The organism is Photobacterium japonica (assembly GCF_050337005.1).
GTDB lineage: Bacteria > Pseudomonadota > Gammaproteobacteria > Enterobacterales > Vibrionaceae > Photobacterium > Photobacterium japonica.
Genome location: NZ_JAKJSN010000096.1, coordinates 1 through 9,188 on the forward strand (window position 1 = coordinate 1; position 9,188 = coordinate 9,188).

The 9,188-nt window shown below is 47.4% G+C and carries 11 protein-coding genes; 9 read left to right on the forward strand and 2 right to left on the reverse strand.

From position 1 onward, the window contains the following. Positions 1 to 145 precede the first annotated feature (145 nt). Genes L4C36_RS22925 through L4C36_RS22950 form a run of 6 tightly spaced genes read left to right on the forward strand, consistent with a single transcriptional unit; the run spans position 146 to position 5,023 of the window. Positions 146 to 919: a DUF3450 domain-containing protein gene (locus tag L4C36_RS22925; protein ID WP_428480092.1), complete on the forward strand. Its 774-nt coding sequence runs from the start codon at positions 146 to 148 to the stop codon at positions 917 to 919. Between the two features lies 1 nt (position 920). Further along, complete coding sequence (locus L4C36_RS22930; RefSeq protein ID WP_428480093.1) at positions 921 to 2,270, forward strand: MotA/TolQ/ExbB proton channel family protein; 1,350 nt, start codon at positions 921 to 923, stop codon at positions 2,268 to 2,270. Next, a complete protein-coding gene (locus L4C36_RS22935; RefSeq protein ID WP_428480094.1) occupies positions 2,270 to 2,830 on the forward strand; it encodes a MotA/TolQ/ExbB proton channel family protein in 561 nt (186 codons plus the stop codon). Before L4C36_RS22930 ends, L4C36_RS22935 begins: the two co-directional genes overlap by 1 nt. Next, positions 2,830 to 3,234 (forward strand): ExbD/TolR family protein, encoded by a 405-nt coding sequence (locus L4C36_RS22940; protein WP_428480095.1) that lies wholly within the window; start codon positions 2,830 to 2,832, stop codon positions 3,232 to 3,234. Before L4C36_RS22935 ends, L4C36_RS22940 begins: the two co-directional genes overlap by 1 nt. Beyond that, on the forward strand, positions 3,234 to 3,851 hold the full coding sequence (locus L4C36_RS22945; protein WP_428480096.1) for an energy transducer TonB: 618 nt from the start codon (positions 3,234 to 3,236) through the stop codon (positions 3,849 to 3,851). Before L4C36_RS22940 ends, L4C36_RS22945 begins: the two co-directional genes overlap by 1 nt. Then, the gene (locus tag L4C36_RS22950; protein ID WP_428480102.1) at positions 3,851 to 5,023 is read left to right on the forward strand and encodes a tetratricopeptide repeat protein; all 1,173 of its coding nucleotides are present in this window, start codon (positions 3,851 to 3,853) and stop codon (positions 5,021 to 5,023) included. Before L4C36_RS22945 ends, L4C36_RS22950 begins: the two co-directional genes overlap by 1 nt. A 142-nt stretch (positions 5,024 to 5,165) precedes the next feature. Here L4C36_RS22950 and L4C36_RS22955 read toward each other — a convergent pair whose 3' ends face one another. Continuing rightward, positions 5,166 to 5,510 (reverse strand): hypothetical protein, encoded by a 345-nt coding sequence (locus L4C36_RS22955; protein ID WP_428480097.1) that lies wholly within the window; start codon positions 5,508 to 5,510, stop codon positions 5,166 to 5,168. Between the two features lie 193 nt (positions 5,511 to 5,703). Between L4C36_RS22955 and L4C36_RS22960 the strand changes: the two genes are divergently transcribed. After that, on the forward strand, positions 5,704 to 6,102 hold the full coding sequence (locus L4C36_RS22960) for a hypothetical protein (protein ID WP_428480098.1): 399 nt from the start codon (positions 5,704 to 5,706) through the stop codon (positions 6,100 to 6,102). 86 nt (positions 6,103 to 6,188) lie between these two features. On the opposite strand, the gene L4C36_RS22965 is transcribed toward L4C36_RS22960, so the two are convergent. After that, positions 6,189 to 6,536: a DoxX family protein gene (locus L4C36_RS22965; protein ID WP_428480099.1), complete on the reverse strand. Its 348-nt coding sequence runs from the start codon at positions 6,534 to 6,536 to the stop codon at positions 6,189 to 6,191. A gap of 136 nt (positions 6,537 to 6,672) precedes the next feature. Here L4C36_RS22965 and L4C36_RS22970 point away from each other — a divergent pair, with 136 nt between their 5' ends. Beyond that, positions 6,673 to 7,593 carry a LysR family transcriptional regulator gene (locus tag L4C36_RS22970; protein ID WP_428480100.1) on the forward strand — a complete coding sequence of 307 codons (921 nt, stop codon included), beginning with the start codon at positions 6,673 to 6,675 and terminating at the stop codon, positions 7,591 to 7,593. 175 nt (positions 7,594 to 7,768) lie between these two features. Beyond that, positions 7,769 to 9,061 carry a methyl-accepting chemotaxis protein gene (locus L4C36_RS22975; protein ID WP_428480101.1) on the forward strand — a complete coding sequence of 431 codons (1,293 nt, stop codon included), beginning with the start codon at positions 7,769 to 7,771 and terminating at the stop codon, positions 9,059 to 9,061. Positions 9,062 to 9,188: the final 127 nt, after the last annotated feature.

Below are 9,188 nucleotides of genomic sequence, written 5' to 3' on the forward strand. Positions count from 1 at the left end.
TGATATTTATTTGCATTTGAAAGCTTGTTGTTTTGCGGCATAATAGCGCCGTTTTTTGTTTCTAATACGATATAGCCTCACGCTCTCCCGAATGGAATCTCGCGTGTTGTGTTTTTTTCACTTATTTAACTTGATTGACGATCAAATGAACTTAAAAAAAACCAGCTTAGCCTTGTTGATGCTCGGCACTATTACCGGCGTACCCGCCGGTGCACAGGCCAGCGCATTGAGCGATGCGCGTACGGTTGAAAGTGCGATGAACCAAGCTTCAACCAGTAGCCAAAAGAAAATTGATAAAAGCGCGGAAGCGACGTTATCAATGACCGCAGAAATTGAGCAACTTCAAGAAGAAGTCGCCAACCTGCGCGTGTACCGTGATCACATGGCGAATTTGGTCACGAGCCAGAACGATGAAGTGAAGAGTCTGGATGCGCAAATCGCGGGCATTAAAGAAACCCGCCAAGGGGTGGTGCCACTGATGTACCGCATGCTCGATGGGCTAAAAGAGAGTGTGGCCAACGACAAACCGATTCGTCAGGAACAGCGTTTAACGCGTATCGACAAGTTGGAAAAAATGATGGTGCAGGCGGATATCAGTGACGCTGAAAAGTACCGTCGTATTCTTGAAGCCTACCAAATTGAAATGGATTACGGCACCAAGATGGGGATCTACCAAGGGCAAATCGCTCTGGCTGACACTCAGATTGACGCCGATCTGCTGTATTTAGGCCGTGTCTCGTTTGTTGCCCGTAGCCTTGACGGTACCCAGTTTTGGGCATGGAACGACAGCACCGCGCATTGGCAACCACTTGCCAGTGACTACAGCAAAGACATCAATAAAGCCTTTGCCATTGCTTCGAAAACCGCTGCGCCGAGTTTGCTAACGCTGCCAGTCTCTGTAAATGTGGAGAATAACTAAGATGACATTCAAAGCATTAACCGTGGCGCTGTGCCTATTCAGCCTTCCGATGACCGCGGGTGCCAGTCAAACCTTGTCTAGTCAAACTTTGGTTGAGCAAACCCGTCAAGAGCAAAAAGTCGAAAACGCCCATAATCAACAGCGTGAAAAAGGCTTTACTCTGACAGAAAAAGACATCAAAGCACAACGCGATGCGCTGCTAAAACAACGTAAACAACTGCAAGCAGACACTGATCAGTTGAGCAAAACGTTCAGCGACAACGAAAACCAACTGGCACGTTTAGAAGAACAACTGCGTTTGGAAACCGGCAGCTTGGGTGAGTTGTTCGGCGTAGTACGCCAAGCCGCGAAAGATTTAGATGCTGAAATGAGCACCTCGGTCACTGGTGTTGACCGCCATGCGTACCAAGACGTCGTGAATGACATTGTGGAAGCCAAAGCGCTGCCATCATTGACACAATTGACCGGCCTATGGCAAGGCTTGGAAGAGCAAATTGCAGCAAGCCGTGAAATGCGATCTGTGTCTGTGCCCTTCATTAATGGTCAAGGCCACCGCTCTGACGTTCAAGCATACCGTTTAGGCAGTATGGGGCTGATTGGCGAACAAGGTTATTTAGCGTGGGATGGTCAGCGAGAGGTAGCGAAATCTTACTTAAAGCAGCCAGACAACGGCCCTGTGTTTGCTGGCTTGAATGATTTAACCCAAACTGGCTTGCAAGCAACTGTGGTGGATCCATCTCGCGGGATCATGCTAGAGCAATTGGCGAATAGCCCCACGCTGATGGATCGCCTCGCGTTTGGTGGTGTGATCGGTAATATCATTATCGGTCTTTTGGCGATTGGTCTGATCATTGCGCTGTTCCGTGGCGCGAAATTGACCGTGATTCGTCAGCAGATCCGCAGCCAGTTGAAAAATCCAACGGTACCGGGTAACAACCCGCTAGGTCGTGTATTGGGTGTGTACAGCACAGAACAGAAACGCAGTGTGGAAGCACTGGAATTGCGTTTGTTGGAAGCCATTGTGGATGAGCAGCACGGTCTTGAAAAAGGCTTGTCGATGTTGAAACTGTTGGCGGCATTGGCACCGATGCTGGGCTTGCTGGGTACCGTGACCGGTATGATTGAAACCTTCCAAGTGATCACCCAGTTTGGTAATGGCGATCCAACCGTGATGGCGGGTGGTATTTCGATGGCACTAGTGACTACAGTATTGGGCTTGGTGGCGGCAATGCCGTTGCTGTTGGCGCATAACATGTTGAGCACACAAGCAGATAATATTCGTAATATCCTTGAGAAGCAGGGTATTAGCCTTGTTGCTGAACAAGCCGAAAAAGCAGGAATGTCAGCGTAATGGAAAACAGCCTTTTTGAAATCACCTTGGCTCCTATGTCAGTTTTTGACGCCTGGCGGTATTCATTAGAGCAGTTTATGAACCAAGGTGGCCAAGTTCTTTGGTGGCTGGCCGCCGTTGTGGTGTTGTGTTGGGTCTTGGTGGTGGAGCGGGTATTGTACTTGCTGGTTACCTACCCAAAACAGCAGCAGCAATGGTTAAGTGCATGGGCAGAAAGGGGGGATCAAACCTCTTGGTATGCCCACGCGCTGCGCAACGGCTGGTTAAGCCAAGCGCATATTGCTCTTAATCAGCACTTGAATTTAATTAAAGTGCTGGTGGCTATCTGCCCGATGTTAGGTTTGTTAGGCACCGTAACGGGGATGATCTCCGTGTTTGATGTCATGGCCACTCAAGGCAGCAGCCAGCCCCGCTTAATGGCGTCAGGCATTTCATTAGCAACCCTGCCGACCATGGCTGGCATGGTGGCCGCATTAACGGGGATGTTTATTCATTCGCGGTTAGCCAAAGCCTGTCAATTTCGTGAATTAAAGTTAGAAAAATTATTGAGGAGTCAGTGATGCGACTGAACCGTCCGTCGTCGGCCCGTGAGGATGCACAGGTCGATCTGACATCCATGCTGGATATCGTTTTTATTATGCTGATCTTCTTTATTGTGACCAGCTCGTTTGTTCGCGAATCTGGGGTTGAAGTGAACCGCCCACAGGCGAGCAATGTGGTGAGTCAGAAAGATGCCGGTATTTTCATTGCCGTAACGTCAGCTAACGACATTTATATCGATAAGCGCGTTGTAGATGTAGAACGCGTACAAGCGACTCTTGAACACATGCTGCTTGAACAGCCTGAGGCGTCGTTGGTGATCCAAGCCGATGAGCACGCGTACAACGGTACCGTGGTGAAAGTGATGGATGCCGCGAAAGGGGCGGGTGTGAAGAGCATCGCGCTGGCAGCGGAGAAAGGCTAATGTTGCGTTTGTTGGTCGCATTACCGATCGCACTGGCCATGGCATTGGGGTTATTTACCTTCATGGCTTGGATGGTGGACAACGGGCATCAACGTGCCGAGAAAGAGAAAACCTTCGTCGCCATTGATATGGTGATGGTGGAGCAAGAACGCGAAGCCCGTCGTCGTCAACGTGCGGTGCCTGAAAAGCCGGATACTCCAGAGCCACCGCCACAAGCGATGCCGACGGCAAGCACGCAAGCGGTCGCGAATACCGCTGCGCCCACGATGCCAAGTTTGAATCTCGACACCGCCGTGTCCGGTTTAGCCATCAATATCCCGACATTCTCGGATTTTGGGACTAACCAGCAAGCCATGCCGTTGTACCGCGTAGAGCCGCGTTATCCTGCCCGTGCGATGAAGCAAGGTGCGGAAGGTTATGTAGTGATGTCTTTTACCATTGATACCCAAGGTCGTCCGACGGAAGTGAAAGTGATTGAATCCAAACCTCGTCGCCTGTTTGAGCGTGAAGCGATGCGCGCGCTGAAAAAGTGGAAGTACCAACCTAAGGTATTGGATGGCAAAGCGATGGCACAGGTAGGCCAAACGGTCAGACTGGAGTTTAAAATTCAAAAATGATGAAGAAAATCGCACTCATCGTTGCGCTGGCTTTTCCGTTAGGCGCATTTTCGAGCATGGCTTCGGCAGAGTTATCACAATTCACCGCCGGTAAAGTCCAGCGGGCAAACACGCTTCAGCAAGATGATAAGCTGGATCAAGCCATTGCCATGCTGGAAGGGTTAGACCCATCCCGTGATTATGACAAAGCGTTTGTTCAGCGCATGTTGGGCGTGTTTTACTGGCAGCAAGGCAACAGCAAAAAAGCCATTGCAAACCTGACTGCCGCTGTAAACACAGGGTTGCTGAAAGACGAGCAAGCGTGGATCACGCAACGCATGCTGGCGGATATCTTATTGTCTAACGCGCAATATAAGCAGGCATTGCCGCATTACTATGCGTTAACTAAGTCGATTCCTGACACACAAAAAGCCGATGAGTTGTGGTTCCGTATCGCACAGTCGCATTATCAGTTGTCGGAATGGAAAGCGGTATTACGTGCGTTGTCGTCACATCAGCGTTATGCCAAGAAAGCCGATGTACAATCACTGACGTTAAAGTTGGGTGCGCAATTGCAGTTGCAACAGTGGAAAGGGACGATCCCAACATTGGAGCGATTGATCGCGCTGGAACCGAAGAAAACGGTCTGGTGGCAGCAGTTGGCAGGTATTCAATTGCGTATTGGTCACTCAAAATCCGCGCTTGAAACCTTGGCGCTGGCGAAACGTAACGGTATTGCTCTGACTCAGCAAGATTTAAAAACCTTGGGTCAGTTGTATGCGCAGCGCGGTATGCCAGAGCGTGCCGCCCGTTTGTACGCCGAATTGGATAATGGTAATACCGATGTAGAGTTGATATCCACGCAAGCGCAATACTGGCAGATGGCCAAAGAGTGGGATCAAGCTATTACTGCATGGCAGGTCGCTGCGAAGCTGAATAACAAATACCGCTGGCCATTGGCGCAGTTATTACTGCAAGAAGGCCAATACCAACGTGCGATTGCGCAATTGGACAAAGTCACCAGCCAACGTCACGCGTCAGAGGTGGAATTAGCTAAAGTGCGTGCGTACTACAAGCTGGATAATTTCGATCAAGCGATTATTCATGCCAAGCGTGCCGATAATATTAAATCGACGTCAGCATCAAAAAGTTGGATCCAATATTTGAACCAGATGCGCAAGATGGAAAGCTAGTTTGCAAAACGCGTTGACGCGATTGCGTGCAGTCGATGAATCAGCGAATAACGAAAGAGGCCATCAGGCCTCTTTTTTATTATGCATTTATTGTGTGCTTATTACGTATTGTTTCTTATCTTACCGTCAGGTTTTTTACCGATCAGGCCAAGCCAAGCATTCTGGCAATCACGCCGATCATGTATAACCCCAACAATACCGCCCAGCATTTTGTCAGGCCATGACTGACGGCCTGCTTAGCCTGTTTGGCGGTCGTCCATGCCGAACGCACGGCAAACACGGTATACGCCAAGAACAGGGTACACAATATTCCGTTGTTGATAACAATGATATTGGCTGAAATAAATCCATTTTCTTGTAATGCCACCACACCTAACCCTAACAACGCACCCAGCATAAAGGTCAGGATAAAGCCCAATACGCCATTGAGTACCACCGCTTGCCAGATGGCGATGTTGCCGTGCCATGAGCGAGAAAAATAGGTCACCGTTGCGATCCTTCTGAAATTATAAGGTTATTATTTTATCAGTGACTACTCTATCAAGTATTTCGCTGTAAATTAATGATTTTAAATAAAAATATTGCAGGTTTGATCGAAGGTCGCCATTTATCGCATCGACCTGCCTGATGATTGTCGGTAATTTCCGGGCATCGGTATACAAGCTCACAAAGGAATGAAGATGCTTGCGGGTTACCAATTAACGTGTGGACACTGTCAGACAAAAACGGTGCTCACCCATCAAATTGTTACAGAAATAGAAACAGCTGGCGTCTATAGCTGCGAATGTGAAGCCAAACTGTTTCCAACGGATCGTGATGAAGAGTATGGACTTTTCAAAGCGGCCAAAGAAACCACGTCTGCGGAGAAAGAGAGCGCGAATAGTCAATTGTTCCTTGCATCATTTTTCGGGATTGGCTTTTTGGTCTTTATTGTGAGTATTGAAGCGTATGCTGTGATGTGGATGGCTGCTGCAATTATAGGGTGGGGGCTGAATCACCGCCCCACGCATTCATGCATTATTGATATCGATTTTACTGTTGGTTCAGTACCTGAATCACACACTGTCGATCCGGCTTAACGATCCGATCAATACATAAAAATGGCGCATGCGGATGCGCCGTTTTTCGTTGTGTTACTTGCGACTTTATACGGTGGTTGCAGTCCCTACATGATGGCAATGAGCGATAGTGCCAGTGTGATCATCGCCGGAACCGCATCTTTCCAGCCATCAAAACGGAAGTGGAAAAACAATGCCCCGAAGGATGTCATCCCCAATAAGCCAGCCCCCGCCCAAAGTAGTAGATGATGCACAGGGGAGAGCAGATAGCTTGCTAACAGTAATGCGCCCGTCAGTTCAACCAATCCGACCAAAAACATGAAAGATCGGTTCAAGCCGTATTTATGAAAGAAAGCCAATTGCGTGTCAAAAATGAAGCGTTGCCAACCCAGTAATTTGATGGAACTGGCAAACACAAAGAAGGCGATTAATAGGCTGATTGTCAGGGTGGTCATGGGTTACCTCTCGTTCGTGAGTACGTTATTGTTATGTGCCGCATTTTGTCTGGCGGCATGGCTGAATTTAACCATTCCTAGTCGAGTGGATAAATGATAGTTTCGGCATATCAACCATTCCCCATGAGAATGCAAAATGGATAAGTTTGATTGTCTGAATGTCTTTATCCGTACCGCTCAACTTGGCAGTTTTACGGCGACTGCCAATGAATTGAACCTGACGCAAAGTGCGGTGAGTAAGAAAATCGCCTGGCTTGAACGGCAAGTTGGCTTTGCTTTGTTCCACCGAAATAGCCGAAAAATTGCGTTAACCCCACAAGGGGATGAATATGCAAAACATTGTGAGCAGGTTTTGACAGGCATGCATACCATCGAGACACGTTTAAGAGGCAATCGCCTTGAAGTCCGTGGAGAGTTACGCCTGTCTGTCCCAAGTGTGATGGTCACGCAACTATTGGCAGCGCCGATCAGTCAATTTATGGCGCTTCATCCAGCATTGTCCGTGAATGTGTCGGTGAGCGATCGGCAAGTTGATCTTATCGAGCGTCATATCGATGTGGCTATCCGTGTCGCGGATCTCTCAGATTCTCGCTATAAGGCAAGGTTCTTATTTAATAACACCGCCGTATTTTTGGCTGCGCCTGATTATTTAGCGCGACGGGGGAGACCTGCAACCCCAAAGGATTTAGCCAAATATGGTGAATCCTCCCATGCCTGTTTAACCTATTCGTTGATCCGACCATCGCATCAATGGGCCGTCTATGAGGCTGCAGAACCAACGAATAAGGCCAATATTCACGTGCAGGAAGTGTTTACCAGTGACAGTGCTGAGATGTTGTTGAAAATGGCCTCGTTAGGACATGGTATTGCTGCTTTGCCTCGTTGGATGGTAGAACCATATTTTGTATCTGGTGTATTAGAACCTGTATTACCTGAGTATCAGGCGATGAGTTTACCTATGCATGCCGTTTTTAAAGCCGATGCCTATCAACCGTATCGTATTCGTGCTTTTGTCGACTTTTTGGTGGCTTATTTTAATGACAATCCGGTGAGTTAAAGTATCTAATGAAATATATCTTATATACCGGTAAATTACGTGGGAATATTCCTACAAGGGCTATTAATAGATAAATTACTATCCATTTTGTATCTTATTGTGAGAAAATGTAACCGTATGCTGTTTTGTGTCAGGTATGCGAATAACAATAATATGAATAGGATTAAGTAACACTATGTTTTTCAGAAAGAAACAAGCTGTCAGTAAGCCCTCTTTTGAGCAAAATCTATACGCTGCTATTTTTAAAAATACGGCCTATATCGAGTTCGACAAAAGCGGCAATATTTTGACTGCTAGCAATAAGTTTCTAAATTGCGTGGGCTATACACTTGAGGAAGTTCAGAATAAGCACCATCGTATGTTCTGTGAGACCAGCTATACCTATTCATCTGAATATGCTGATTTCTGGCGTTCACTTGCTGCTGGCGAAGCGTTTGAAGGGACGTTCACGCGTATCTGTAAAGACGGCCATCATGTGATTCTGTCGGCGACATACATTCCCGTTATTGACGATCAAGGCAATGTTGAGCGCGTCTTCAAGATTGCAGCCGATGTGACCAGTGTGCATAAAACCGACGCTCAAAAGCAAAGTGTGATTGATGCATTAAATAAATCGATGGCAGTGATTGAGTTTTCCATCGACGGGAAAGTGATCAGTGTTAACGATAACTTCTTAAACGCATTGAAGTTCCGTGAAAGTGAAATTATCGGTCAACATCACCGTATGTTCTGTTTTGATGATTTTTACCGTGAAAACCCTGATTTTTGGGCTGATCTACGCGCAGGACGTTATAAGTCAGGGCAGTTCTTGCGTCGAGACTCATTCGGTCGCAATGTGTGGATTGAAGCCACGTACAACCCTATTTTTGATGAACACGGAAACGTGGCGAGCGTGGTGAAATTTGCTTCTGATGTGACGGCGCAAGTAGAACGAAACTTGGCCATTTCACAAGCGTCAGAGGTCGCGTACAGCACGTCGGTTGAAACGTCGCAAATTGCCCTTGAAGGCTCGAAGCTACTGCAAGATTCGGTAGAAGTCTCACATGAAATCAGTGAGAAAGTTGCTGGCGCAGCAGCGAAGATTGCTGATCTGAATGAGCGTTCTAACAACATCTCTCAGATCGTGTTAACCATTAAAGGTATTGCTGAGCAAACCAACCTATTGGCACTGAATGCGGCGATTGAAGCAGCACGCGCAGGCGATCAGGGCAGGGGCTTTGCGGTTGTTGCTGATGAAGTTCGAAAACTGGCCTCACGTACGGCAGAATCAACGGCTGAAATTACCCATGTGGTCGATGAAAACCAAGAATTGACCACAGATATCACCCAGTTCATGCAAGAAGTTGCCACTATTTCAGATTTGGGTAGTGCGAAGATGTCTGAAGTCTCAACCGTGATGGAAGAGATTTACAAAGGGGCAGAGAATGTCTCTAGCACGGTAATGAGCTTGAACGAGCAAAAAATGTAATAGGGTACAGTATCTGTATTCACCACATTTATCGCGATAAGAAAGAGGCCAATTGGCCTCTTTTTGTATATTACAATTTATATTTCTAGGATAGACAAAGGGATTATCGATATTCAGGCTCTAAAGG

Bases quoted from the DNA above. Each gene is read 5' to 3' on its own strand.
- L4C36_RS22925 (WP_428480092.1), top strand. From the start codon at position 146: ATGAACTTAAAAAAAACCAGCTTAGCCTTGTTGATGCTCGGCACTATT.
- L4C36_RS22930 (WP_428480093.1), top strand. From the start codon at position 921: ATGACATTCAAAGCATTAACCGTGGCGCTGTGCCTATTCAGCCTTCCG.
- L4C36_RS22935 (WP_428480094.1), top strand. From the start codon at position 2,270: ATGGAAAACAGCCTTTTTGAAATCACCTTGGCTCCTATGTCAGTTTTT.
- L4C36_RS22940 (WP_428480095.1), top strand. From the start codon at position 2,830: ATGCGACTGAACCGTCCGTCGTCGGCCCGTGAGGATGCACAGGTCGAT.
- L4C36_RS22945 (WP_428480096.1), top strand. From the start codon at position 3,234: ATGTTGCGTTTGTTGGTCGCATTACCGATCGCACTGGCCATGGCATTG.
- L4C36_RS22950 (WP_428480102.1), top strand. From the start codon at position 3,851: ATGAAGAAAATCGCACTCATCGTTGCGCTGGCTTTTCCGTTAGGCGCA.
- L4C36_RS22960 (WP_428480098.1), top strand. From the start codon at position 5,704: ATGCTTGCGGGTTACCAATTAACGTGTGGACACTGTCAGACAAAAACG.
- L4C36_RS22965 (WP_428480099.1), bottom strand. From the start codon at position 6,536: ATGACCACCCTGACAATCAGCCTATTAATCGCCTTCTTTGTGTTTGCC.
- L4C36_RS22970 (WP_428480100.1), top strand. From the start codon at position 6,673: ATGGATAAGTTTGATTGTCTGAATGTCTTTATCCGTACCGCTCAACTT.
- L4C36_RS22975 (WP_428480101.1), top strand. From the start codon at position 7,769: ATGTTTTTCAGAAAGAAACAAGCTGTCAGTAAGCCCTCTTTTGAGCAA.